This is a genomic window from Stenotrophomonas sp. 05N37, from assembly GCF_056397365.1.
Genome location: NZ_JBFTNG010000002.1, coordinates 583,072 through 606,727 on the forward strand (window position 1 = coordinate 583,072; position 23,656 = coordinate 606,727).

A 23,656-nucleotide genomic window follows, 5' to 3' on the forward strand; every position below is an offset into this window, starting at 1 on the left:
GGCGGCCGGTTGACCCCGTAGAGCCGACCGTTGGTCGGCTGCTGTCCGCGCAACATCGATTGCCGGGCACACCCCCGGCACCACGCCTCAGCGCGCGACCACCGCCACCACCAACCCCACCACCGGCAACACCCACGCCAGCGGCGCGATCCAGCGCGGTCGGAACGGGTACAGGCCAAAGGCGATCAGCATGCCGCTGACCGTCATCGCCCCCAGCCACAGCACCGGGCCGGCGGCCCAGCCGTGGTCCCATACGCACAGCCCGAAGCCCAGCACCAGCAGCGTCCAGCCCAGCCAGCGCCACAGCCGCATGCGCGCAGGCGTGGCTGCCGCCTTGCCGTGCAGGTCGAGCTGGTGCTTGTCCATCGCCAGCGACAACGCGGTGAAGGACGAGAAGCACACGGCGATCGCCAGCAGCATCATGCGTTGACCTCCGTGCCCGCGCTTGCCTGGGCCTTGGCTGCCGCCGCCGCGGCCGCCTGGCGCTTCTTCTTTTCCGCCGCGCTCAGCGCCGGCTGCCAGCGCTGCATGCGCAGGCCGCAGTACGCCAACACGGCACCGAAGGCGAGCATCACCAGGTCGAACCCGGCCAGCACCCAGTCACCGTTGCGCAGGGTCACGCCCAGGTGCGCGTGGGTGGTGAGCGCGTTGACCACCGGGATCAACGCGAACAGCGCCGCGCCCAGGTACAGCTGCCATGCCCACATCAGCCGTTTCGGCCAGAGGAAGGCGGCCAGCAGCGCCGCGCCCCATGCGTAGAAGAAGACGTTGGCTTCCGCATCGGCGCGTTCGGCAAGCTGCACGGGCAACAGCCGGTTGCCCAGGAAGTAGGCTGCAAACGCGATCGGCAGGCCGGCCACCGCGCCGATGTTGAGCGCGTCCACCAGGCGCAGGCCGACGCCGATCCTGCCGGCCTTGGCATGCTTGGGCCGTTCCTTCACCGCCCACAGGACCACGCCGCTGGCCACCATCAGGCAGCCGATCAGCCCGGACACGAAGAACAGCGCGCGCAGCCCCCAATCGGCGAAGCGCGCCAGGTGCAGGCCGTACATCACCCCGCGGGTCTGGGTGGCGCCACCGGACAGCGGGCTGGCCTCGATCAGCGTTCCGTTCACCGCGTCATAGCGCAGCGATGGGGTATCCACCGACAGGCGCTTGCCGTCGCGCTGGTACACATCGATCACCGCATTGGCGCCGCCGGGGTGGTACAGCGTGAACCCGCTGACCTGCGCGCCCTTCCATTCCGCACGCGCAGCGTCCAGCAGCTGCTGGATCGGCAGCGCGGTGGCGGTGCCTTCGGTCGGGGTGTCGATGTCGGCCAGGCGCGCGAAGGCCTCGCTGAAGAACGCCTCCTCGTCCTTGGGGTAGGCCACGTTCACCCCCCACGGCAGGTACATGAACATCAGCGTGACGATGCCGGTGTAGGTGATCATCGCGTGGTAGGGCAGGGCCATCACCGCGCTGACGTTATGGAAGTCCAGCCACGACCGCAGGCCCTTGTCCTTGCGGAAGGTGAAGAAGTCCTTGAAGATTTTCTTGTGGGTGATCACCCCGGTGATGATCGCCACCAGCATGAACATCGCGCAGAAGCCGACCAGGTAGCGGGCCCACAGCACCGGGATGTAGTGCAGGTCGAAATGCAGGCGGTAGAAGAAATCGCCGCCGCGGGTTTCGCGCGCGGCCACTTCCTCACCCGTGCCCGGGTCGACGGTGGCGTCGCCGAAGCGCCCGCCGCCGCGGCGACGGCGCTTCTCGCCCTCGGCCGGTGGCTTGACCATCGATTCGGGGTTGCGCCAGAACATCCGCATCGCCGGGTTGCGCGGGTCGGGCAGGGTCACGTTCCAGCTTTCGGCCTGCGGTGCCTTGTGCTGCAGGAACGCGATCGCGCGCTCGGCGGCCACCTCGTTGGTGACCATACTGCGCGGCAACTCCGGGCGCATCCAGCGGCTGATCTCCTCGCGGTAGTAGCTGGCGGTGCCGGCCATGAAGATCAGCAGCAGCAGCCAGCCGACCAGCAACCCGGTCCAGGTGTGCAGCCAGGCCATCGACTGGCGGAATCCGTTCTTCATGCGCTGGTCCTCAGCAGGGCGGTGCCGATCCAGAACGCGGCGGTCGGCAGGGCGATGCCCACCCAGGCGCGCAGCGCGGTGCGGGTGGCAAAGGCCCACAGGGCCGCGCAGGCGCACAGCACGATGGCCACCATCATGCCGGTCAGGACGGCCTGCCCGCGCGCGATCGGCAGGGCTACGGCGAAGAACATCGAACAGGTTGCCGCCAGCGCATAGCCACCGAAGATGGCGGCCAGCGAGCGCGACAGCACCCCCGACCAGGGGCGGGCGAAGAAACGTCCGAAACGGCTGAACCAGCTGGCGTCAGGCGTGCTGTCCACGGGAACCTGCCATGTAGAGTCGATCAACGGACATCACCGGCCGCGGCCGGTGATGCATGGAATAGTGGCCGTCCATGGCCGTGTCGCTGCACAGGGCAACGTTCCCTTGGAGAACGGTTACAGCGTCCAGCGCAGGGTCGCCATCACGTTGCGCGGCTCGCCCCAGTACACGCCGTTGTAGAAACCGACGTTGCTGTAGTACTTCTTGTCGAGCAGGTTGTTGATGTTGAGCTGCGCCGAAAAATTCGGGGTGAAGCGATAGCCGGCGAACACGTTGACCAGGTAGAACGCGTCCTGGGTGATCAGCGCCGATTCGGTGCGGCCGCTGGTCAGGTAATCGGCGCGGGGCTTGGTGCTGTTGCGGTAGATCCTGCTCTGCCAGGTCACCCCGCCGCCCAGCGACAGCCGGTTTCCCGCAACGCCCGGGCGCCAGCTGGTGTTGAGGCGGAAGGTGTCCACCGGGTTGGTGGTGTTCTGTGCCACGCCGGCCTGGTTGCGCACGGTGGTGTGGGCAAAGCCACCGGAGATGTTCCAGGTCTCGGTGATGCTGCCCTGGGTTTCCAGCTCCCAGCCCTTGACCTTGTTGCCCTTGCCGGTGGAGCGGTAGGCATCGGTGCCATCGGGCAACGCACCCGGCGGTACCGAATCGTCCACCTCGGCCACGTTGTCCTTCTCGCCCTTGAATACCGCAGCCGACGCATTGAGGCGACCGCCGAAGAACTCGCCCTTCAGGCCGGCTTCCCACATGTCGCCGACCACCGGCTCGAGGTAGCTGTTGTTGCGGTCGCGGTAGTTCTGCGGCTGGAAGATGTCGGTGTAGCTGACATAGGCGCTGAGATCGCGGCTGACGTCGTAGATCACGCCCAGGTAGGGCGTGAGCGAATCGTCGGGCTTGTAGCCGCCGCGGGTGGTGCCGGTGAGCCTGCCGGCCTCGTCGTGGGTGTAGGCCCAGGTGCGGGTTTCCCAGCTGCCGTACCGCGCGCCGACCACCGCCAGCAGCGGGTCGGCCAACTGCAGGCGCGCAGCCAGGTAGGCGGCCTTCTGCTTGAGTTCGTTTTCCGAGGACAGCCAGTCGTAACGGGTCACCGGCAGCGGGGCGACATCGCCGGTCCAATGCCGCCAGTCCGGGACCTGGTCGTAGGCGCCGGTGTAGTCGTAGTCGGCGGCGGGCACTTCGCCCTTGCGCACCGACTGGCCGATGCCGACCACCAGCTCATGCTCGCGGCCGAACAGCTGGAACGGGCCGCTGGCATTGAGGTCGAACACGTTCATCCGGCTGCGCTCGGCGAAGTGCGAGATGAAGCCGGACACGCCGGTGCCGTCCGCGCGCGGATAGCCCGAGGCGCCGTACCAGACGTCGCCGTCGGTATCGCGTTTGGCCTGGGTGGCGGCCGCCTTGAGCGACCAGCCGTTGCCCAGCTGCTGTTCCAGCCGCGCGAAGGTGGTCTTCTCCACGATCGGCCAGCTGCTCCAGGTGGCGGACAGGTTGGTCGAGCGCGGCAGGTTGGCCGGTTTGCCATCGGCGCCCCAGTACGGCACCACGCCCCAGGTGACGCCGGTGGTCCTGGGCGACTGGTAGTCATAGCCCACTTCCAGCAGGGTACGGTCGCCGAGGTCGGCCTGGACGATGCCGTAGAACACGTCCTTGTCCAGCGCGTAGACATCACGGAACGAATCGCTCTGCTGCTTGGCGGCGACAAAACGCGCACGCACGCGCCCCTCCAGCGCGATCGGGCCGCCGATGTCCGCTTCCAGGCGCTGGTTGCCCCAGCGGCCCACGGTGAGCCCGGCGCTCATCGCCACGTCGGTGGTCGGGCGCTTGCGCACCATGTTGATCGTGCCCGAGGGGTCGCCGGCGCCGGTGGTCAGGCCGGTGGCGCCGCGCACCACGTCAATGCGTTCGTAGATCACGCTGTCGGTGTTGGTCTTGAGCGACCCGCCGAACGTGTTGAGCATGCCGTCGATCTGGAAGTTGTTGATGGCATAGCCACGCGAGATGTAGCTGATGCGCTCGCTGTCGGTGACCGAGACATGCACGCCGGTGACCTGGCCCATCACGTCCGACAGCGCGTACAGGCCCATGTCATCCAGGCGCTGGCGGGTGACCACGGTCACCGACTGCGGCGTGTGGCGCAGCGACAGGTCCAGCTTGGTCGCGGTGCGCGCCTGCTTGACCGTGTACGAGGTGGGGATATCGCCGTCGGCGGTGACCTTGACCGTGTCCAGCGTGGTGGCGTCGGCCGGCGCGGCGTCTGCCAGCGCCATGGGGGCATGCCCGGCAAGCGCGGCGAGCAGGGCAAGGGCGAGCAGCGACGGTCGGGACGGCGGCGAGGCAGGTGCGGCAGACATGGCAGGCATTCCAAAGGGGTGAAGTGGCGTCAATGCAATCCATTGCGGGCCGCGCCGGGCGCGACGCCACGTTGCCGGCGGCAACACCGGCAGGTACGGAATCGAAGCAGGGGATGTACGCGGGGCGCAGGCGGCGAGGCACGCAGGGTGGCGTCGGAGCCGATGGGCTGGGCGTACACCCATTGCCTGAATGATAGTCATTATCATTTCGTTCGGCAAGCGTCCTGCATGGGTTCGACACGCCGGCGTGGCCATACTGGCGTCTCCGAACACAGCAGGAAAATCGATGATCGATCCGGTGGCGCTGCCTGCAATCGATGGGCGCTCGCCTGCGCAACTGGCCGGCGACGAGGCCTGGTGGGGGCAGGTGCGCGCGCTGTACGACCTCACCGACCAGGTGGTCATGCTCGACAACGGCTACTGGGGGGCGATGGCGCGGCCGGTGCTGCAGGCGTACCAGCAGGCCACGGCCACGGTGAACGCCGGCAACGCCTGGTTCGGGCGGCTGGCGTTCCCGCCGCTGTTCGACCAGGCCCGCGTGCAGCTGGCCGAGGCCCTCGGCGTGGAGACCGATGAGATCGTACTCACCCGCGGCGCCACCGAGGCGATGCAGGCATTGATCGGCGGCTACAACGCGCTGGCCCCGGGGGACGGCGTGCTGTACGCCGATACCGACTACGACAGCATGATCGCGGCGATGCAGTGGTTGCGGGCGCGCCGTGGGGTGGAGGTGCAGCACATCGCGCTGCCCGAGCCGTTCGACCATGACAGTGTGATCGAGGCCTATCGCCAGGCGCTGGCGCGCTACCCGCGCACGCGGCTGTTGCTGCTTACCCAGGTCAACCACCGCAACGGCATGCTGCTGCCGGTGGCCGAGATCGCCGCGATGGCGCGTGCCGCAGGCGTGGAGGTGATGCTGGATGCCGCGCATGGCATCGGCCAGGTGGAGACGCCGCTGCGCGCACTCGGCGTGGATTTCGTCGGCATCAACCTGCACAAGTGGATCGGTGCGCCGGTCGGGATGGGGGCGATGTACGTGCGCCGTGGCCGCGTACGTGACCTCGACCCCTACATGGGCGAAGCCGACCACGATGACATCGGTACCCGCATCCACACCGGCACGGTCAACTTCGCCGCCTACCTGGCGCTGCCGGTCGCGCTTGAACTGCACCAGCGGATCGGCGTGGCCAACAAGCGCGCCCGCCTGCTGTACCTGCGCAACCGCTGGCTGGAGGCGCTGGCCGGGGACGATCGCGTGCAACTGCTGGCATCGCCCGATCCGCGCCTGTCCAGCGCGATCGCGTCCTTCCGCCTGCGCGGGCAGGCCAGCATGGCCGCCAACACGGCCACCGCCGAGCGCATGGTCCGGCAGTCCGGTGTGTTCGTGGTGCCGCGCGACGGGCTGGCCTCCGGTGCCTGCCTGCGCGCCACCCCGGGCATCTTCAGCACGCCGGCGCAGATGGACGCGCTGGTGGCGGCGGTGCGGGCGCTCAGCGCGTCGCGCACGCCTTCTTGATCTCGTCGTCGATGCGCGGCGGCGGTGCGCGCCCGAAGGCCTCGCTGATCTCGCGGCGCATGCGCAGGTCCTCGCATTTCTCCGGGTCCACCGCGCCATCGATGACGGTGCCACGCACCGCCGGCTGGCCCCGGCCGGCGTCGGCCTGCATGCGCCGGCGCGCGTCGTACAGCTCGCGCTGGGCGCGGCTGCGCTCTTCCCAGGTGAGGTTGGGGTCCTTGGTGATCGGCCGGGTCACGCCGGTATCGTGCTCGGGCGCGCAGGGCACGGTCTGGTAGCTGGTCTGGCCGCCGGCCAGGCATTTGTAGACGCGCCCGGCATGGGCGCTGCCGGCCAGCGCACACAGCGCCAGCACGAAAATGGTTCGTCGCATGATTCCCCCTGTGGGCCACTCCGGCCCGGAATGCGCGGCAGAATACGCGAACCATTTCACAAAAACACCCGGTCAATTCGTCAACCGGCTGGCCGTGCTACCAGTGCATCCACACCGTCAGCGCGTGCAGCAGCAGGCCGATCAGGCCACCGACCAGGGTGCCGTTGAAGCGGATGAACTGCAGGTCGCGGCCGACGCTCAGTTCCAGCTGTTCGACCAGGTGACGCTCGTCCCAGCCCTTGACGGTCTGTGCGATGTGCTGGGTGACGCCCTCGCGCAGCCGGCTGGTGAGCCGTTCGGCGCCGTCCATGAGGTGCTGGTTGAGTGCCTCGCGCAACGAGGGATCGTCCTGCAGGGCCTGCCCGACCGAAGCCAGGCTGCGGCGCAGGTGGCCGGCGAGCGCGGAGTCTTCGCTGGAGAGGTCGGCGCGCAGGCTGGCGTGGATGCGCTCCCACAGCCCCTGCACATAGTCCTGCACGGCCGGGTGGTCGATCACCTGCTGCTTGATCTGGTCGATCTTCCCGGCCAGCGCCGGGTCGCTGCGCAGGCGCTGGATATAGTCGGCCAGCCAGGTCTCGTAGTCGCGGCGCAGCGGATGCTCGGGCTGGGCCAGGATCTGCTGCAGCTCGCCCAGCACCGCGTGCGCCATGCGCTCGGCCAGGCTGTCGCCGATCTCGTCGATCGGCTTGACCCAGTTCACCGTGCTGGCCAGCTTGGGCCATTCGCGCTGGATGTAGCGCACGATGAGTTCGGAGGCGCGCTGTTTGACCGCGGGGGTGTCCAGCCACTCGCCGACCCGGGTCAGGCCTTCATCGAGCACGCGCTGGTGGCGGTTGTCGGCGGTGAGCAGGCCGAGCAGTTCACCGGCGGTCGCCGCGGCATTCCACTGCCGCAACTGCTGGATCACGAAGCCCTGGATGCTGCGCCGGACCGCGGCCTCGTCGAGGAAATCCAGCGCCTGCAGCGCCCAGCCGCGGGCCATGTCGGCCAGTAGCCTGGAGCGCGCCGGATCGGCCAGCCAGCTGCCGAGCCGGCTGGCCGGGTCGAACACCTGCAACCGCGCCAACAGCGCCTGCGGTTCCAGGAACTGGTCGCGCACGAACACCGCCAGGCTGTCGGCGATGCGCTCCTTGCTGTGCGGAATGATCGCGGTGTGCGGGATCGGCAGGCCGAGCGGACGGCGGAACAAGGCCACCACCGCGAACCAGTCCGCCAGCGCGCCCACCGCAGCGGCCTCGCAGAAGGCCGATACCCAGGCCCAGATGCCGCGTTCGCCCTGCAGGTGGCTGATCACAAAGCCGGCCAGCATCGCCAGCAGCATGGCCAGCGCGATCAGCTTGAGGCGGCGCAGTTGGGCGCGGCGCGGGTCGGGGGATGAGATGGGCGTCATCGGTCCAGTCTACCCATCCCCGCATGAGCGTTCGGTGGTGCCGGCCGCACCCCCTCCGACGAAGTACCGCCGTGCCGGCCGTTGGCCGGCAACCACGTTCATCCCGCCGCGCGTTGAGGCGGGTGCCGGCCAACGGCCGGCACGACCTCAGGCCTCGGCCAACTGCCTGCGCAGCGCGGCCAGCTGCTGGCGCAGGGCGTCGTTTTCCAGGGTCAGGGCGATCACGCGCTGGCGCAGCTCGGCCGGGCCTTCGCCCAGCGCAGTGAGCGCCTCGGCGATCTCGGCCTCCCGGCTCGGGTCGATTTCCATGCCGTCATCGGCGCTGTGCAGCACCTCCTGCACCGGCTTGCGCGGCTTGCGCTTGGCCTCGCGCACGCGCTTGGCCGCCTGCTTCAGTTCGTCCTTGCCGCCGACCGCCGCCGCGCGCTGCTCCTCTTCGGGCAGGTCGGCCACCGCCGCGGCCGCGCTGATCGAGATGACGCCGGTCTTGACCGCTTCGACCAGCTCCGGCGCGGCCTGCTTGTGGATGCGCTCGATCATCGTCACCTGGCTGCTGCTCAGGCGGGCCTCGCGCGCCATGTCGGCACGGCTGACCTTCGGGGCCGGTGCCCACGGCGGGCTGTCTTCATCGCTGGCCGGGGCGGCATCGGCAATCTCGCCGTCGCTTTCCTTCTGCAGCTCGGCCTGCTCGATACGGTGGCGCTCGGCCAGGATGTCGCGCTTGCGCAGGGCCAGCACGCCACGCTGGAAGTCCGAGACGCTGCGCCGGCCCAGGTGCTGCTCGATCATCCACAGGTGCACGTCGTCCATCGACTGGAAGCGCGTGTTCTGCACGGTCTGGAACGGCAGCCCGTGCTTCTGGCAGATGCCGTAGCGGTTGTGTCCGTCCACCAGCACATCACCCCACAACACCAGTGCATCGCGGCAGCCTTCGGCCAGGATGCTGCGCTCCAGGGCGTCGTGCTCGTCGGGGGTCAGGGGATCGATGTAGGCCTTGAGTTCTTCTTTGACGACAATGTCCATGCAATCCGGTACGCGAGCGAAACGTGACCGACCATTGTAAGGATCGCGGCGGTCGCCGTCGTCGCCCGGGGATTCAGGCTCAGCCGGTGGCGTTGATCATGTCGCCCAGGATCTCCACGATCCGGTCGATCTGCGCCTTGTCGATGATCAGCGGCGGCGACAGCGCGATCACGTCGCCGGTACAGCGCACCAGCAGCCCGCCGTCGCGGAAGCAGCGCTCGAACACCTCGTAGCCGCGTGCGCCCGGGGCATCCTTGCGGGGCATCAGTTCCACCGCGCCGACCAGCCCGAAGTTGCGGATGTCGATTACGTGCGGCAGCCCGCGCAGGCTGTGCAGCGCCGACTGCCAGTACTCGCCCAGTTCGATCGCGCGCTCGAACAGGTGCTCCTCGGCGTAGGTGTCCAGGGTGGCCAACGCGGCCGCGCAGGCCAGCGGGTGGGCCGAATAGGTATAGCCATGGAACAGCTCGATCGCCGCCGGCGGGCCCTGCATGTAGGCGGCATGCACCGCATCGGAGACCAGCGTGGCGCCCATCGGCACCGCGCCGTTGGTGAGCCCCTTGGCGAGGGTCATCAGGTCCGGAGTGACCCCGAAGCGCTGCGCGGCGAAGGCGTTGCCGACCCGGCCGAAGCCGGTGATGACCTCGTCGAACACCAGCAGGATGCCGTGCTGGTCGCAGATTTCGCGCAGCCGTTGCAGGTAGCCCGGGGCCGGGAGGATCACCCCGGCCGAGCCGGCCACCGGTTCGACGAACACCGCGGCAATGGTGGAGGCATCATGCAGCGCGATCAGCCGCTCCAGGTCCTCGGCGAGCTCGGCACCGTGGCGCGGCAGGCCGGGGCTGAACGCGTTGCGCTGCAGGTCCAGGGTATGCCGCAGGAAATCGCTGCCGGCCAGCAACGCGCCAAACTGCTTGCGGTTGTTGGGCAGGCCGCCGATCGACAGGCCGCCGAAACCGACCCCGTGGTAGGCCTTTTCGCGCCCGATGAAGCGCGTGCGCTGGCCCTCGCCGCGCAGGCGGTGGTAGCCGAGCACGATCTTCATCGCGGTATCCACCGCTTCGGAGCCGGAGTTGCTGAAGAACGCGTGGTTGAGCGTTGCCGGGGCCAGCGCGGCCAGCCGCTGGGCCAGCACGAAGGGCAATGGCGAGCCCATCTGGAAGGGCGGGGCGAAGTCCAGCGTGGCGGCCTGCTGCTGGATGGCCTGCACGATCCGCGGGCGGGCGTGGCCGGCATTGCAGCACCACAGCCCGGCGGCGGCATCCAGGATCGGGCGGTCGTCGACATCGTGGTAGTACATGCCCTCGGCCCGCACCAGCAGGCGTGGCGCGGCCTTGAACTGGCGGTTGGCGCTGAACGGCATCCAGAATGCCTCCAGCGACTCGGGGCGCTGCTGGGACAGGGACGACAACGGGCTTTCGGCACGGCGCATCGGCAACTCCGCAGGGACCGGATGGTCACGACTCTATCGCAGATGCGTCACGGTGCGGGGCCGGCGCGCTGGGTATAAAGGGGGCCGATACCGCTGCTGGAGACCGTGATGACGACTGTCCGCACCCGCGAGGAATGGCAGGCCCAGGCCGACGCACTGGTGGTGCATGCGCAGGCCTTCATCGATGGCCGGTACGTCGATGCCGCCGATGGCGCACGCGTTGCCTGCATCAGCCCGATCGACGGCCGCGTACTGGCCCAGGTTGCCGACTGCAGTGCCGCCGACGTGGAGCGCGCGGTGGTTGCCGCGCGGCGTGCCTTCGACGCCGGCCACTGGTCGCGCGCCGCGCCGGTGCAGCGCAAGAAGATCCTGCTGCGCCTGGCCGACCTGGTCGAACAGCATGCCGACGAGCTGGCCCTGCTGGAAAGCCTGGACATGGGCAAGCCGGTGCGCGACGCGCGCCAGGGCGACCTGCCGGGCGCGGTGCGCTGCCTGCGCTGGACCGCAGAGGCGATCGACAAGGTGTACGGCGAGATCGCCCCCACCGCGCCGGATACGCTGGGCCTGGTCAGTCGCGAGCCGGTCGGCGTGGTCGCCGCGATCGTGCCGTGGAATTTCCCGTTGCTGATGGCCTGCTGGAAGATCGCCCCGGCGCTGGCGGCGGGCAATTCGCTGATCCTCAAGCCCTCCGAACGCTCGCCCCTGAGTGCGATCCGGCTGGCCGCGCTGGTCGCCGAGGCCGGCATCCCCGACGGCGTGTTCAACGTGCTGCCCGGCGACGGCATGCGCGCCGGCGAGCCGCTGGCGCTGCACATGGACGTGGATGCACTGGCCTTCACCGGGTCCACCGCAGTGGGCCGGCGGCTGCTGCAGTGTGCGGGCTTGTCCAACCTCAAGCGGACCTGGCTGGAATGCGGTGGCAAGAGCCCGAACCTGGTGTTCGCCGATGCGCCGGACCTGGACAAGGCCGCGCAGGCGGCGGCCACCGGCATCTTCTACAACCAGGGCGAGGTCTGCACCGCGGCCTCGCGGCTGCTGGTTCAGCGCTCCATCCAGGACGAATTCGTGACCCGGGTGCTGGCCCATGCGCGGCGCATGCAGCCGGGCCATCCGTTCGACCCGGACGCGCCGATGGGCGCGCTGGTCGATGCGGCCCATGCCGAGCACGTGCTGGCGCACATCAACCGCGGCCAGGCCGAGGGCGCGCGCCTGCTGCTGGGCGGCAAGCGGGTGGAGGTGGTGGCCGGTGGCAGCTACGTGCAGCCGACCGTGTTCGACGAGGTGGATGCAGGCCACGCGATCGCCCGCGAGGAGATCTTCGGCCCGGTGCTGGCGGTGCTTGGCTTCGACCACGAGGCCGATGCGCTGCGCCTGGCCAATGATTCCAGCTACGGGCTGGCCGCCGGCCTGTGGACGCGCGACCTGGGCCGCGCGCATCGGGTGGCGCGCCAACTGCGTGCCGGCAGCGTCTGGGTCAACCAATGGGATGGCGGCGACATGACCGCGCCGTTCGGTGGCTACAAGCAGTCCGGCATCGGCCGCGACAAATCCCTGCACGCCTTCGACAAGTACACCGAGATCAAGGCCACCTGGATCCACCTGGGCGAGTGAGCCCGCTCAGCAGTCCTGGCGCTGGCTGACCAGCGCCTCGCGCAGCAGGTCGCGGTCGCGCTCGTCCACCGCGTTCTGGAAATAGTCCACCTGCGCGGTGCTCAGCCGGCAGGGATCGACGACGTAGCCCGGCGGCCACATCTGCAGGGCCTGCGCGATGCCCTGCACGAGCTGCTCCGGGGTCAGGCCGCGCTTCATGCGAAAGCGGCGGGGCGGTGGCGCGAAGGCGGCGTGTACCTCGCGCCGCCCGACGACCGGCGCGACGAAGGTGGCCGCGTCCACGCCATCCTTGCCCGGCCCGAGCCCCGGCACGCGCAGGTCCAGCGGCCGTGCCGGCGGCGCTGCAACGGGAGGGGAAGCAGCGGCCTGGATACGGGCCGGCGCCGGCACCGGTGGCCGTGGCGTCGACGCAGCCGCGGCGGCCGATTGCCGCTCCAACGCCGGCGGCGGCACCGGCTCGGGGCGCGGCAGCCAGCGCATGCGCAACCGGTCGTCGTGCTCGCCGATGCCTGCCGGCGGGGCCGGCGCCAGCAGCACCTGCAAGAACAGGCCGTGTACGGCGATCACTACCGCGATCGCGCAGGTCCGGCTCCAGCGTGGCGCAGGCGGGGACTGCATCGATGACGACATTCCCTGTCCATCCTGACGGAATCGACCTGCTCTGACCGCGGGTCGTGCCGGGAGTTCCGCGCGGGTGTGCCAGTTGCGGGCGCGGTCACAGCCCGACCGTCACGTCTGCAACCATCGTTCGCGCCGGGCCGGGCGCGTGGCAGAATCCGGCAGCTGCCTCCTTGCGTGTACCCGATGTCGACTCCTGCCGCACCTGCCGCCAATTCGCCCCGCCGCATCCTGCTGGCCAGCCTGATCGGCACCACCATCGAGTTCTTCGACTTCTACATCTACGCCACCGCCGCGGTGCTGGTGTTCCCGCACCTGTTCTTCCCGGAAAGCAGCGATGGCGCGGCGTTGCTGCAATCGCTGGCGACCTTCGCGGTGGCCTTCATCGCGCGCCCGGTGGGCTCGGCGGTGTTCGGCCACTATGGCGACCGGATCGGGCGCAAGGCCACGCTGGTGGCGGCGCTGCTGACCATGGGCGTGTCCACCGTGGCGATCGGCCTGCTGCCCACCCACGCCAGCATCGGCATCCTCGCCCCGGCATTGCTGGCGCTGTGCCGGTTTGGCCAGGGCCTGGGGCTGGGCGGGGAGTGGGGCGGGGCCGTGCTGCTGGCCACCGAGAACGCGCCCCCGGGCAAGCGTGCCTGGTACGGCATGTTCCCGCAGCTGGGCGCGCCGCTGGGGTTCCTGCTGTCGGCCGGCATCTTCCTGCTGCTCGGTCGCGCGATGAGCGACGCCGACTTCCTGCAATGGGGCTGGCGCGTGCCGTTCCTGGCCAGCTCGCTGCTGGTCGCGGTCGGCCTGTGGGTGCGCCTGAACATCCACGAGACGCCGGCGTTCCAGGCGGCGCTGGACCGCAACGAGCGGGTCAAACTGCCGATGTGGACGGTCATCCGCGATCACGGCGTCACCTTGGTGCTGGGCACGCTCGGCGCCTTCGCCACCTTCGTGCTGTTCTACCTGATGACGGTGTTCACCCTGGGCTACGGCACCACGGTGCTGCACTACAGCCGCGAACAGTTCCTGCTGCTGCAGATGGTCGGGATCCTGTTCTTCGCCGCGGGCATCCCGCTGTCGGCGTTGTATGGCGACCGCTGGGGCACGCGGCGCACGATGATCGTGGCCAGTGGCCTGATCCTCGCCTTCGGGGTGGTATTCGCGCCGCTGTTCCAGGCCGGCAGCCCGTGGATGGTGCTCGGCTTCCTGTCGCTGGGCCTGTTCCTGATGGGCCTGACCTACGGCCCCTGCGGCACCTTCCTGGCCGAGATCTACCCGGTGCAGGTGCGCTACACGGGTGCGTCGTTGTCGTTCAACCTGGCCGGCATCCTCGGCGCGGCACCGGCGCCCTACGTGGCTACCTGGCTGGCCGAACGCTTCGGCCTGCTCGCGGTGGGCTACTACCTGTGCCTGACTGCGCTGGTCACCATCCTGGCGCTGCTGGCGATGGGGCGCCGCGCCGCGCTCAGCGGAAGAAGCGCTTGAGCGTGCGTCCCAGCCAGCCCCCCTGCTGGTGCTCGCGGGCGAACTGGTTCAGGTGCAGCTTGACCTGCGGCGCGTAGGCCTTGTCGTCGCCCCGGATGTGATTGAACAGCCAGCGCGACAGCATGGTGCGCAGTTCGTCGCTGATGTCTTCGCCGGCCTGGAACCGCAGGCGGTACTCGGCCACGCGCTTGATGAAAATCTCATGCACGCGCTTGTGCGCCGCGCAGAACGGGTAGCCGGCTTCTTCCATCAGCTCTTCCTCGAAGGCGAAGTGCGACAGGGTGTAATCCACCAACTCGTCGATCACCTCGGCCACCGCCAACCGCTGCAGGCTGGTCTGCGCCACGTGCAGGTGGTTGAGCATCTCAACGATCCGCATGTGCTGGTGGTCGATGACGTCGATGCCGATGTTCAGGTCGTCCTGCCAGACCAGAAGTGCCATGGTGCGTTCCCCGTGATGTTCAACTGGGAACGACTCTAGGTGGCCGGCAACGGGCCTGCGTTGATCTCGATCAAGGCACCAGGGCCGCTTCCCGGGCGGCGCTGGCCACGCTGGTGCAGCTCACCCGGTTGCGGCCGCCGGCCTTGGCCAGGTACAGCTGGCGGTCGGCCTCGGAGATCAACCGGTGCAGCGAATCGCGCTGCGGGCGCAGGCAGCACAGCCCGATGCTCACGGTCATGCGCAGGGTGGTCTCGCCAAGCATCACCTCCAGCGCGGCGATGCGCTCGCGCAGCATCTCGAAGTAGCCCAGCGCCTCGTCTTCTTCCAGTCCCGGCACCAGCAGGCAGAATTCCTCGCCGCCGAACCGCGCGATCAGGTCCTGCTCACGCGCATGCCCGGCCACGGCCGCCGCCACCGCGCGCAGCGCATCGTCGCCGGCCTCGTGGCCGTAGGTGTCGTTGATGTGCTTGAAGTGGTCGATGTCGATCATCGCCACCGCCACCAGCGCGTCGTTGAGGTGCAGCTGCGGCAACTGGCGCTGGCTCTGTTCCAGGAAGCTGCGCCGGTTGGGCAACCCGGTCAGGAAATCGCGGGTGGCCAGGTCCTGCAGCGTGCCGATCAATTCCAACTGGTCCACGTTCTGCGAGGTCCGGCAGAAGAACTCCTCGCGCGAGAACGGCTTGCGCAGGAAGTCGTTGGCGCCGTTCTTGAGGAAGCGCGGGATCAGCGACGGGTCGGTGTTGCCGGAGATCCCGATCACCGCGACCTTGTCGCGCGAGCGCAGGGTGCGCAGCCGGCGGGTGAACTCCACCCCTTCCATGCCCGGCATCTCCTGGTCGACCACGGCCAGGCGGATCGCCGGGTGCGCTTCGATCGCCTTCAGGCCTTCGGCGCCGTCGGCGGCTTCGTACACGGTGTGGCCGTACATGCGCAGCAGCGAGGCCGCGTACATCCGCGCCGACATCGAGTCGTCCACCACCAGGGCGGCGATGCGCCGGTTGCGTTCCAGCCGCTGCACCAGCCACACCAGGTAGTCCACGCTGCCGGGGGTGTTCTTGAGCACGTAGTCGATGATCTGCTGCTGCAGCACGCGCTTGCGCAGGTCTTCGTCGTACACGCCACTGACCACCACCGTGGGCAGGCCGCGCGAGACGAAGAACTCCACCACCGTGTCGCGGTCGCCGTCGGCCAGCACCAGCCCGGTCAGCACCAGGAACCAGCCCTGCTCCTGGTCGAGCAGCCGGCCGGCCTCGGCCAGGCTGGTCGCCACCGACACCGGCAGCTCCAGCCGTTGTTCGATGGCCTCGCCCAGCATGCTGGTGAACGTGCGCGAGTTTTCCACCAGCAGGATCCGCTGGGGGAGGGCATCACCGGGGTCGCTGTCGAAAGCGCCCTGCAACAGTGCCGGCATGTGGCGTACGCTCGGATTCGAGTGGGTCGGCAGAGTTAGCGGCGATTTCACATGCAACTTTAGGGTGGATGTCGGACGCCTGGATCAGACTGCCTGAGCCCGATGCGACGGTAGTCGTCTGCTGCGACCCGGGCGGTCATCGGATTTGTGTCAAAAGCCCGGGCCGGACCCGAACCCTTCCATCTATAGCGGTAGTATCGCTGGCGTCGTCAGCTGCCCGGCCTGGCTACCCGTGGCTTCCAGCCGTCCTATGGCCCGCAACGTGCGTCGTTGTTCACCCCCGGGCGGCAGAAGATACTGTCGTCGGAGTACCCCTCGCTAAACTCGACCTGGAGGCTAATGTGCGGATTTCCCATTTTAGACATGCAGTTGGTATTTTGATCCTGGCTGCGGTACCGATGTTCGCATCGGCACAGTCCGATAATCATGGCGTACAGCTCGCAAAGCGAGGCCTGGGTCAGTCCCAGCCGCTTGCTCTCAACCTGAGCCTGGACCCCGGCTGGCGCCTGTATGGGTTTCAGCGGGATGGGATCACTTATTACCAGGTGAATGATCTGGCAGGACGAGTACAGCTGATCATCGGCAACGCGGATGACGTGTTCTGGGTCCTGCCGGCAGGGGACAGTTCCGCGCAGGTGTCGTTGCCGGAAGGGCCCATCCAGGCCCCTGCCAATGCAGTGCGATCCCTGGTCTACCAGAATCAGACGTTTGCCCTGGTCCTCCATCGCAGTGGAGCAGGTGTCCTGTGGTCGGTTGAAGCCCTCGACTGATGGAGAAATGACCTGCGGGTGGCGCAGCCCACCTGCAGGTTCCCTTGTCGGGCGGGCGTCAGGTCAGCGCCTGATGGTTGTCACTGCCAGCGGCCCCAATGGGCGCGAAGCCGCTGTAATCCTTGACTTCGGACGGGGTTCTTGTCGGGCCTTCCATCAGAACCATCCTGATTCGATTCTGGCGGCAATGGATAACGCCGCCATAGGCAAGTATTCGCCCCGCCAGTCGCTCCATGGCCAGTGTTTCTGTTGCTCCGGAAAGCGCGCGCTTGGCATCCAGTAACGCCACCGTGACCAGTATTCCGCTCCTCCCTTCGAATCGACCACACCGTGCCCGAACCCGGATCTGTCCGGATTCGTGCTTCAGCAGTAGCGACACGCTGTCTGTGAGTGCGCGGTAAGTGGCAAGCTGAACTTCAATGCTCAACTGACACGGGTCACCGGTCAGTTGAGGGCGAACGACCCGGTGGGTGAGGTCCCACGCCTCGCGCACGCCGCCCGCCTGTAGCGCCACATACAAACCCACCTGTTCAAGTGCGGTGGGGTACACCATGCTGGCTTGCTCGCGGAACTGGCGCGAGTGCACGACCGAGGTATGCAGGAGACTGGTTGCGATTGCATGGTGGCCTTGTTGCTTGAGCCAGTTCACCACTTCGGTGAGAGACATGTCGATGCCATCACCCAGCTTCTTCAGGTGGATGGCACGCTCGCGCAGATCCATTTCGCTGGCCCTGTGCGAGCTCCTGGCTAGCTTGATCGCATTTTTCTCATTGACATCCCGAATGCGGTAACGGTGGTAGTAATGCGTGATGCGCGCGCCCAGCACAAACAGCGCCGCACCGGCGATCGCCATGACCTGCTGGGTGGCGAAGGATGCAGGATCAAATGATGACGGATAGGGGCCCGGGGTAGTCAGCCCAATGATCAGGTTCAGCGCCGGCACCCCCATGGCCGCGCCACGCCAGCCGTGCAGGCACGTCAGTGCAATCGCAGGGATGGCCATCAGCAATTGCACGCTGGTCTTCGCCGTTGCTGATTCAGGTGGAATCAACATGGCGGAAAGCCCGAGCAGCAGCATCAGCGATAGAGCCGCAAGGGTCTGCCTGCGAAATGCGGTGGTCCACTCCGGTTCCGCATGTCGGCGTGCCCAGAGCAGGGCAAGGGGGGCAACCGTCAGGATGCCGATGAAGTCACCTACGATGTAACGGGCAATACCGGTGGCTGCCGGCATTTCCGGGGGAATGGGCCAGAGTAGTTCGGACAGAGCGATATTCAGCGATGTCACCACTACCGCCGATGCTGCTGCGACGGAAATGAGCCACATGGTCTTGGTTGCGGCCATCATCTTTCGGTGCAAGCGCACTACCAGCATTACTGCCGGCATCAAACTGGCGGATGCCAGAATCACCCAGGTAAGTCCGTACTTTTCCACCATCGGGTAGCGCATCTGCATGAAGTAGGCGTATTCGCCCAGCAACAGATACGGCCAAAACCGCGGCGGGCACAACAGGACCGCTGCTACGCGAACGCCCGCGGGTAGGTAGAACTGATCCAGTGAAAGTTGGCGCGCGGCCCAGCAGGCGATGGCATACGCAGCAGCCAACACGAATCCAGCCGGACGAATGTGAAGGTTTACTTGAAGCCCATCTTTCCACCAATCCAGTTGCACGCGTTCCCTCCCGTTCGTGCCCAGCCACGGTCCATGTACTGGACTATTCCGTTCAGACAGGACGGTATCGGCAGAAGTCGGCTTATGCAATTGCAGACGGCGATTATCAGAATCGGATGAGGCGGCAACGTGCCGGTGGTCACACCGCTCAGCGTTTTACACATGAGATGGTTATCTCAATCTCCAGCCACCTTCACCACAACACATCGCGCAGCTTGTACCAGGACATCGCCGCCACCAGCAGCGGCGTGCGCAGCAGCCGGCCGCCGGGGAAGCGGCGGTGGGGAATGCGCTCGAATACATCGATGCGTTCGTTCTGCCCGGCGATGGCCTCGGCCAGCACTGCCCCGGCCAGCCCGGTCGCGGCCACGCCATGGCCGGAGAAGCCCTGGGCGTAGTAGACGTTGGGGGTGAGGCGGCCCCAATCGGGCGCGCGGTTGCGGGTGATGTCCACGTAGCCGCCCCAGACCTGCTCCATGGCCACATCGGCCAACTGCGGAAACACCTGGTGCATGCGCCGGGTCATCACCCCGCGCAGCCCGGGCGGCGGCAGCGCCGAGTAGCTGGCCCGCCCGCCGAACAACAGCCGGTGGTCGGCGCTGAGCCGGAAGTAATCCAGCGCCCAGCTGACGTCGGCCACGGCCATGTCGTTGTGGATCAGCCCGCGCGCCCGCTCGGCCCCCAGTACCGGGGTGGCGCCGATATAGGTGCCCACCGGCATGATCCGCGCTTCCAGTTCCGGTGCGATGCCCTGCAGCAGCGCATTGCCGGCGATCACCACGTGGTCGGCGCTGACCGTGCCTTGGGCGGTGCGCAGCTGCGGCCGCGGGCCGCGGATGAGCTGCAGCACCGGCGACTGTTCCAGGATGACCACCCCCTGCTGTTCAGCGGCGCGTGCCAGCCCCTGCGCATAGGCGAGCGGATGCAGGTGGCCGCTGGCCGCATCGAACATCGCCCCGCTGTAGCGCGGGCTGTCCAGCTGCTCGCGCAGCTGCTGGCGGTCCCACCACTGCAGCGGATAGTCGTAGCGTTCGGCCAGTTCGATCATGCCCGCGCGCAGCGTGCGTTCCTGGCGCGGGCGGATCGGCACGCTGGCATGGCCGTCGCGCCAATCGCAGTCGATCTGGTAACGCTGCAGGCGATGCCGCAGCAGGGCCATGCCCTCGCGCGAAAAGTCGAACAGGTGGCGAGCATCGTCCGTGCCGACCAGCGCTTCGAGCGTGTCCACCTCGCAGCCGTAGCCGACGATGGCCTGGCCACCGTTGCGCCCGGACGCACCCCAGCCGACCCGCTGCGCCTCCAGTACCACCACGCGGAAGCCGCGCTCGGCCAGCGACAGGGCCGCCGACAGGCCGGTGTAGCCGGCGCCGAGCACGCACACGTCGGTGTGCAGATCACCCGCCAGCGGCGCACGCAGGGGCTGCGCCGGCACGCTGTCGGCGTACCAGCTGGCAACGTGGTCCTGGCCGGAACGGCTCGAAAAAACGGCACTCATGGCGACAGCATGCCAGCAACCCGGCCCCGGAACAGCGGACAGTCTGTCGCAGGCACGCGCGCAGGCATGTGACGGCCCACCGTCGGTTGCGTCCGGTCGCACGCCGGCGGTAACGTGCGCGCAGGTCATCCGAGCATGACGCATGGTCTCGTCCCCCTGGGTCGGCCTGCCGACCGACAGCACGACGCTGGGCCACCACCGCTTTGCCGTGGCGGGCGAAAAATACGTGCGCGCGCTGTGCCTGGCCGCCGGCGCCACCCCGGTGCTGCTGCCCAGCCTGCAACCGCCGCTGCCGGCCGAGCCCTGGCTGGACCGCCTCGACGGCCTGTTGCTGACCGGCGCGGTGAGCAACATCGAGCCGCATCACTACGGCGGCGCGCCCAGCTGGGCGGGCAACCTGCACGATCCCGCGCGCGATGCGACGGCGCTGTCGCTGATGCAGGCCGCACTCGCCCGCGACCTGCCGGTGCTGGCCATCTGCCGCGGCTTCCAGGAACTCAATGTGGCCCTCGGCGGCACCCTGCACCAGCGCGTGCACGCGGTGCCCGGCCTGATGGACCACCGCGAAGATCCGGACGCACCGGTTGAGCAGCAGTATGCGCCGGCGCACCCGGTGCGGCTGGTCCAGGGCGGGTGGCTGTCGGACTGGGCCGGGGCCGCTGCGGTCACGGTCAATTCGGTGCACGGGCAGGGCATCGATCGGTTGGCGGCGGGCCTGCGCGTGGAGGCCCGCGCCGACGATGGCCTGGTCGAGGCCGCGCGCAGCGACGCGCATGCGTTCGTGCTCGGGGTACAGTGGCATCCGGAATGGCGTGTCACCGACACCCCGTTCCATCACCGTATTTTCCAAGCCTTCGGCGATGCTTGTCGCCGTTACTCCTGCAAAGCAGACCGGTCATGACCACCCGAACGCGTTCGCGCAAAACCGCTTCCCCGTCGCGCAAGGCGGCCAGTCCTTCGCGCAAGGCCGCCGCGCCGCCCGTGCCGGAGGAGAGCGCGCTGCTGCGTTGGCTCAAGGAACGGCGCATCACCGAGGTGGAGTGCCTGGTGCCGGACATCACCGGCAACGCGCGCGGCAAGATCATCCCCGCCGACAAGTTCTCGCACGATTACGGCACGCGCCTGCCCGAGGGCATCTTCGCTACCACGGTCACCGGTGAATTCCCGGACGATTACTACGAACTGACCTCGCCGTCGGACTCGGACATGATCCTGCGCCCGGACCCGGACACCGTGCGCATGGTGCCATGGGCCACCGACCCGACCGCGCAGGTCATCCACGATTGCTACACCAAGCATGGCGAGCCCCACGAGCTGGCCCCGCGCAACGTCCTGCGGCGGGTGCTGGACGCCTATGCCGAACTGGGCCTGCGCCCGGTGGTGGCGCCGGAGCTGGAGTTCTTCCTGGTGCAGAAGAACACCGACCCGGACTTCCCGCTGCTGCCGCCCGCCGGCCGCTCCGGCCGCCCGGAGACCGCGCGCCAGTCCTACTCGATCGATGCGGTCAACGAGTTCGACCCGATCCTCGACCTGATGTACGACTACTGCGATGCGATGAAGCTGGACGTGGACACGCTCATCCACGAATCGGGCGCGGCCCAGCTGGAGGTCAACTTCACCCACGCCAACGCGATGGACCTGGCCGACCAGGTGTTCCTGTTCAAGCGCACGATGCGCGAGTCGGCGATGCGCCACGGCGTCTACGCCACGTTCCTGGCCAAGCCGATGGAGAACGAACCGGGCAGCGCCATGCACATCCACCAGAGCCTGCTGCGCATCAGCGACGGCCACAATGTGTTCACCGGTGAACACGGCGGCGAGGACTTCAGCCCGCTGTTCGGCCACTACCTGGCGGGCCTGCAGAAATACGTGCCGATGGCGATGGCATTCTTCGCCCCGAACGTGAATTCCTACCGCCGGCTGGTGTTCGGCGAGGTCTCGCCGAGCAACGTGCACTGGGGCTTCGACAACCGTACCTGCGGCCTGCGCGTGCCGCTGGATACCCCGGAGAACATGCGCGTGGAAAGCCGCTTCGCCGGCTCGGACGCCAACCCCTACCTGGCCATGGCCGCCACCCTGGCCGCCGGGTTGCTGGGCATCCGCGAGCAGGGCTCGCCGACCGCCCCGATCAGCGGCAGCGCCAAGGAACTGGGTTACGACCTGCCGCGCTCGCTGGGCGAGGCGCTGGATGGGCTGGAAGGCTGCCCGGAGCTGCGCGAGATGCTGGGTGAGCGTTTCTGCCGGGCGTATGTGTCGGTCAAGCGCAAGGAGTACCAGACCTTCTTCCGCGTGATCAGCTCCTGGGAGCGCGAGTTCCTGCTGCTCAATGTCTGAGTGCGCCGTCCCGCCAGGTCCGGCATGGCCGTGAGGGCGGCGTGCTGGGAAAATGCGGGCGTGCCCGGTAGGCTGGCACCCGTCGTACCGGTCCTGCCGGTTCCCCCATCTCGCACCTGACCTGTGGAGAGTCCGATGAAGCTGCGAATCCTCACCCTCGGCATTGCCGTATCCGTACTCAGCGCCTGTGGCGGCGGCAAGCAGGACGACAGCAAGGTGCTGAACGTCTACAACTACAGCGATTACATCGCCGAAGACACCATCCCCAATTTCGAAAAGGCCACCGGCACCAAGGTGACCTACGATGTGTTCGACAGCGACGAGATGGTGGAAACCAAGCTGCTGGCCGGCAACAGTGGCTACGACGTGGTGGTGCCGACGCTGAACTTCTTCGGCCGCCAGATCAAGGCCGGCGTGTTCCTGCCGCTGGACAAGAGCAAGATCCCGAACCTGGCCAACCTCGATCCGGAGGTGATGAAGCGCATCGCCCAGCAGGACCCGGGCAACCAGTACGGCGTGCCGTACATGATCGGCACCACCGGCATCGGCTACAACGTCGACATGCTCAAGCAGCGCTTCGGCGGCAGCACCGACATCGCCAACAGCTGGGACCTGATCTTCAAGCCCGAAAACATCGCCAAGATGAAGGACTGCGGGATCACCATCCTCGACACGCCCTCGGACATGATCCCGATCGCGTTGCACTACCTGGGCGAGGATCCGCACAGCCAGGACCCGGCCACGCTGGAAAAAGCCGCTGCGCTGCTCAAGGGCATCCGCCCGTATGTGCAGAATTTCCACTCCTCCCAGTACGTGGGTTCGCTGGCCAACGGCGGCACCTGCCTGGTGGTGGGCTGGTCGGGTGACATCATCCAGGCCCGCGACCGCGCCGCCGAAGCCAACAATGGCGTGACCGTGGCCTACTCGATCCCGCGCGAAGGCGCCCCGCAGTGGTTCGACATGCTGGCCATCCCCAAGGATGCCAAGCACCCGGAGGCCGCGTATGCCTTCATCAACTACCTGCTGGAACCGAAGGTGGCCGCGGCCAACACCAACTTCATCCATTACGCCAACCCGGTGACCCAGGCCACCGCGCTGGTGGACGAGGCGATCCGCACCGACCCGACCATCTACCCGCCGGCCGACGTGGCCGCCAAGATGTTCACCTACTCGATCAACACCCCGGAGGTGGACAAGCTCTACACCCGGTTGTGGACCGAGGTGAAGACCGGTCGCTGACCGCCCCTGCGACGCCGGCCCCGTGCCGGCGTCGTCGTTTCAGGGGATCGTCCCGCCGGTGGGCGGCAGGGCAGGCCGCCCGATCCGGTCGCACATGACGCCGCCACCACCGGTAA

At 67.9% G+C, this 23,656-nt stretch carries 19 protein-coding genes and 1 pseudogene; 7 read left to right on the forward strand and 13 right to left on the reverse strand.

All coding sequences use genetic code 11. The features are described 5' to 3' along the window. Positions 1–87: 87 nt before the first annotated feature. From AC1DGC_RS09235 to AC1DGC_RS09250, 4 genes are all read right to left on the reverse strand, one after another. On the reverse strand, positions 88–423 hold the full coding sequence (locus AC1DGC_RS09235) for a DUF3325 domain-containing protein (RefSeq protein ID WP_394164900.1): 336 nt from the start codon (positions 421–423) through the stop codon (positions 88–90). Beyond that, positions 420–2,069, reverse strand: a complete 1,650-nt coding sequence (locus AC1DGC_RS09240) for a PepSY-associated TM helix domain-containing protein (protein WP_478047705.1) — start codon at positions 2,067–2,069, stop codon at positions 420–422. The genes AC1DGC_RS09235 and AC1DGC_RS09240 overlap by 4 nt, the downstream gene beginning before the upstream one ends. Beyond that, positions 2,066–2,389, reverse strand: a complete 324-nt coding sequence (locus tag AC1DGC_RS09245) for a DUF3649 domain-containing protein (protein ID WP_259204290.1) — start codon at positions 2,387–2,389, stop codon at positions 2,066–2,068. The genes AC1DGC_RS09240 and AC1DGC_RS09245 overlap by 4 nt, the downstream gene beginning before the upstream one ends. Before the next feature lie 117 nt (positions 2,390–2,506). After that, positions 2,507–4,738 (reverse strand): TonB-dependent siderophore receptor, encoded by a 2,232-nt coding sequence (locus AC1DGC_RS09250; protein WP_394164898.1) that lies wholly within the window; start codon positions 4,736–4,738, stop codon positions 2,507–2,509. Between the two features lie 286 nt (positions 4,739–5,024). On the opposite strand from AC1DGC_RS09250, the gene AC1DGC_RS09255 reads away from it, so the two are divergent. Next, on the forward strand, positions 5,025–6,254 hold the full coding sequence (locus AC1DGC_RS09255) for an aminotransferase class V-fold PLP-dependent enzyme (RefSeq protein WP_478047706.1): 1,230 nt from the start codon (positions 5,025–5,027) through the stop codon (positions 6,252–6,254). On the opposite strand, the gene AC1DGC_RS09260 is transcribed toward AC1DGC_RS09255, so the two are convergent. The 4 genes and pseudogenes from AC1DGC_RS09260 to aptA form a co-directional block, all read right to left on the reverse strand. Beyond that, entirely contained in the window at positions 6,229–6,627 is a 399-nt protein-coding gene (locus tag AC1DGC_RS09260) for a DUF4124 domain-containing protein (protein WP_259204294.1), read from the reverse strand. The two genes, AC1DGC_RS09255 and AC1DGC_RS09260, sit on opposite strands and share 26 nt — an antisense overlap. A gap of 97 nt (positions 6,628–6,724) precedes the next feature. Next, complete coding sequence (locus AC1DGC_RS09265; protein ID WP_259204295.1) at positions 6,725–8,017, reverse strand: DUF445 domain-containing protein; 1,293 nt, start codon at positions 8,015–8,017, stop codon at positions 6,725–6,727. 348 nt (positions 8,018–8,365) lie between these two features. Continuing rightward, positions 8,366–9,040: pseudogene (locus tag AC1DGC_RS09270) on the reverse strand (ParB N-terminal domain-containing protein); the annotation flags it as partial. A 79-nt stretch (positions 9,041–9,119) separates the two neighbouring features. After that, positions 9,120–10,472 (reverse strand): omega-aminotransferase AptA, encoded by a 1,353-nt coding sequence (gene aptA, locus AC1DGC_RS09275; protein ID WP_449335020.1) that lies wholly within the window; start codon positions 10,470–10,472, stop codon positions 9,120–9,122. Positions 10,473–10,580: 108 nt separating this feature from the next. Between aptA and AC1DGC_RS09280 the strand changes: the two genes are divergently transcribed. Beyond that, positions 10,581–12,083 (forward strand): aldehyde dehydrogenase, encoded by a 1,503-nt coding sequence (locus tag AC1DGC_RS09280; RefSeq protein ID WP_449335021.1) that lies wholly within the window; start codon positions 10,581–10,583, stop codon positions 12,081–12,083. Positions 12,084–12,089: 6 nt separating this feature from the next. Here AC1DGC_RS09280 and AC1DGC_RS09285 read toward each other — a convergent pair whose 3' ends face one another. Next, complete coding sequence (locus AC1DGC_RS09285; RefSeq protein ID WP_478047707.1) at positions 12,090–12,713, reverse strand: hypothetical protein; 624 nt, start codon at positions 12,711–12,713, stop codon at positions 12,090–12,092. A 174-nt stretch (positions 12,714–12,887) separates the two neighbouring features. Here AC1DGC_RS09285 and AC1DGC_RS09290 point away from each other — a divergent pair, with 174 nt between their 5' ends. Then, positions 12,888–14,180, forward strand: coding sequence for an MFS transporter (locus AC1DGC_RS09290; protein WP_394164696.1), 1,293 nt, complete (start codon positions 12,888–12,890; stop codon positions 14,178–14,180). Here the strand turns inward: AC1DGC_RS09290 and AC1DGC_RS09295 are convergent. Both AC1DGC_RS09295 and AC1DGC_RS09300 read right to left on the reverse strand, forming a co-directional pair. Then, positions 14,161–14,622: a bacteriohemerythrin gene (locus tag AC1DGC_RS09295; protein WP_259204304.1), complete on the reverse strand. Its 462-nt coding sequence runs from the start codon at positions 14,620–14,622 to the stop codon at positions 14,161–14,163. The two genes, AC1DGC_RS09290 and AC1DGC_RS09295, sit on opposite strands and share 20 nt — an antisense overlap. Before the next feature lie 70 nt (positions 14,623–14,692). Next, positions 14,693–16,033, reverse strand: a complete 1,341-nt coding sequence (locus AC1DGC_RS09300; RefSeq protein WP_259204305.1) for a diguanylate cyclase — start codon at positions 16,031–16,033, stop codon at positions 14,693–14,695. Between the two features lie 341 nt (positions 16,034–16,374). Here AC1DGC_RS09300 and AC1DGC_RS09305 point away from each other — a divergent pair, with 341 nt between their 5' ends. Next, entirely contained in the window at positions 16,375–16,803 is a 429-nt protein-coding gene (locus AC1DGC_RS09305) for a hypothetical protein (protein WP_394164695.1), read from the forward strand. Positions 16,804–16,861: 58 nt separating this feature from the next. Here the strand turns inward: AC1DGC_RS09305 and AC1DGC_RS09310 are convergent, their stop codons facing one another. Further along, entirely contained in the window at positions 16,862–18,472 is a 1,611-nt protein-coding gene (locus AC1DGC_RS09310) for an MASE1 domain-containing protein (RefSeq protein ID WP_478047708.1), read from the reverse strand. Between the two features lie 193 nt (positions 18,473–18,665). Then, on the reverse strand, positions 18,666–19,967 hold the full coding sequence (locus AC1DGC_RS09315; protein ID WP_478047709.1) for an NAD(P)/FAD-dependent oxidoreductase: 1,302 nt from the start codon (positions 19,965–19,967) through the stop codon (positions 18,666–18,668). 142 nt (positions 19,968–20,109) lie between these two features. Here AC1DGC_RS09315 and AC1DGC_RS09320 point away from each other — a divergent pair, with 142 nt between their 5' ends. The 3 genes from AC1DGC_RS09320 to AC1DGC_RS09330 all read left to right on the forward strand — a co-directional run bounded on the left by AC1DGC_RS09320 (position 20,110) and on the right by AC1DGC_RS09330 (position 23,540). Next, the gene (locus AC1DGC_RS09320) at positions 20,110–20,868 is read left to right on the forward strand and encodes a gamma-glutamyl-gamma-aminobutyrate hydrolase family protein (protein ID WP_478047710.1); all 759 of its coding nucleotides are present in this window, start codon (positions 20,110–20,112) and stop codon (positions 20,866–20,868) included. Further along, the gene (locus AC1DGC_RS09325) at positions 20,865–22,301 is read left to right on the forward strand and encodes a glutamine synthetase family protein (RefSeq protein WP_478047711.1); all 1,437 of its coding nucleotides are present in this window, start codon (positions 20,865–20,867) and stop codon (positions 22,299–22,301) included. Before AC1DGC_RS09320 ends, AC1DGC_RS09325 begins: the two co-directional genes overlap by 4 nt. Positions 22,302–22,436: 135 nt before the next feature. After that, positions 22,437–23,540 carry a polyamine ABC transporter substrate-binding protein gene (locus AC1DGC_RS09330; RefSeq protein WP_394164691.1) on the forward strand — a complete coding sequence of 368 codons (1,104 nt, stop codon included), beginning with the start codon at positions 22,437–22,439 and terminating at the stop codon, positions 23,538–23,540. The last annotated feature ends 116 nt before the right edge of the window (positions 23,541–23,656 follow it).

Excerpts from the sequence above, each read along its gene's own strand:
- AC1DGC_RS09295 (WP_259204304.1), bottom strand. The coding sequence starts at position 14,622 with ATGGCACTTCTGGTCTGGCAGGACGACCTGAACATCGGCATCGACGTC.
- AC1DGC_RS09315 (WP_478047709.1), bottom strand. The coding sequence starts at position 19,967 with ATGAGTGCCGTTTTTTCGAGCCGTTCCGGCCAGGACCACGTTGCCAGC.
- AC1DGC_RS09280 (WP_449335021.1), top strand. The coding sequence starts at position 10,581 with ATGACGACTGTCCGCACCCGCGAGGAATGGCAGGCCCAGGCCGACGCA.
- AC1DGC_RS09285 (WP_478047707.1), bottom strand. The coding sequence starts at position 12,713 with ATGTCGTCATCGATGCAGTCCCCGCCTGCGCCACGCTGGAGCCGGACC.
- AC1DGC_RS09330 (WP_394164691.1), top strand. The coding sequence starts at position 22,437 with ATGAAGCTGCGAATCCTCACCCTCGGCATTGCCGTATCCGTACTCAGC.
- AC1DGC_RS09260 (WP_259204294.1), bottom strand. The coding sequence starts at position 6,627 with ATGCGACGAACCATTTTCGTGCTGGCGCTGTGTGCGCTGGCCGGCAGC.
- AC1DGC_RS09290 (WP_394164696.1), top strand. The coding sequence starts at position 12,888 with ATGTCGACTCCTGCCGCACCTGCCGCCAATTCGCCCCGCCGCATCCTG.
- AC1DGC_RS09250 (WP_394164898.1), bottom strand. The coding sequence starts at position 4,738 with ATGTCTGCCGCACCTGCCTCGCCGCCGTCCCGACCGTCGCTGCTCGCC.
- AC1DGC_RS09240 (WP_478047705.1), bottom strand. The coding sequence starts at position 2,069 with ATGAAGAACGGATTCCGCCAGTCGATGGCCTGGCTGCACACCTGGACC.
- AC1DGC_RS09235 (WP_394164900.1), bottom strand. The coding sequence starts at position 423 with ATGATGCTGCTGGCGATCGCCGTGTGCTTCTCGTCCTTCACCGCGTTG.
- aptA (WP_449335020.1), bottom strand. The coding sequence starts at position 10,472 with ATGCGCCGTGCCGAAAGCCCGTTGTCGTCCCTGTCCCAGCAGCGCCCC.
- AC1DGC_RS09255 (WP_478047706.1), top strand. The coding sequence starts at position 5,025 with ATGATCGATCCGGTGGCGCTGCCTGCAATCGATGGGCGCTCGCCTGCG.
- AC1DGC_RS09300 (WP_259204305.1), bottom strand. The coding sequence starts at position 16,033 with ATGCCGGCACTGTTGCAGGGCGCTTTCGACAGCGACCCCGGTGATGCC.
- AC1DGC_RS09320 (WP_478047710.1), top strand. The coding sequence starts at position 20,110 with ATGGTCTCGTCCCCCTGGGTCGGCCTGCCGACCGACAGCACGACGCTG.
- AC1DGC_RS09325 (WP_478047711.1), top strand. The coding sequence starts at position 20,865 with ATGACCACCCGAACGCGTTCGCGCAAAACCGCTTCCCCGTCGCGCAAG.
- AC1DGC_RS09265 (WP_259204295.1), bottom strand. The coding sequence starts at position 8,017 with ATGACGCCCATCTCATCCCCCGACCCGCGCCGCGCCCAACTGCGCCGC.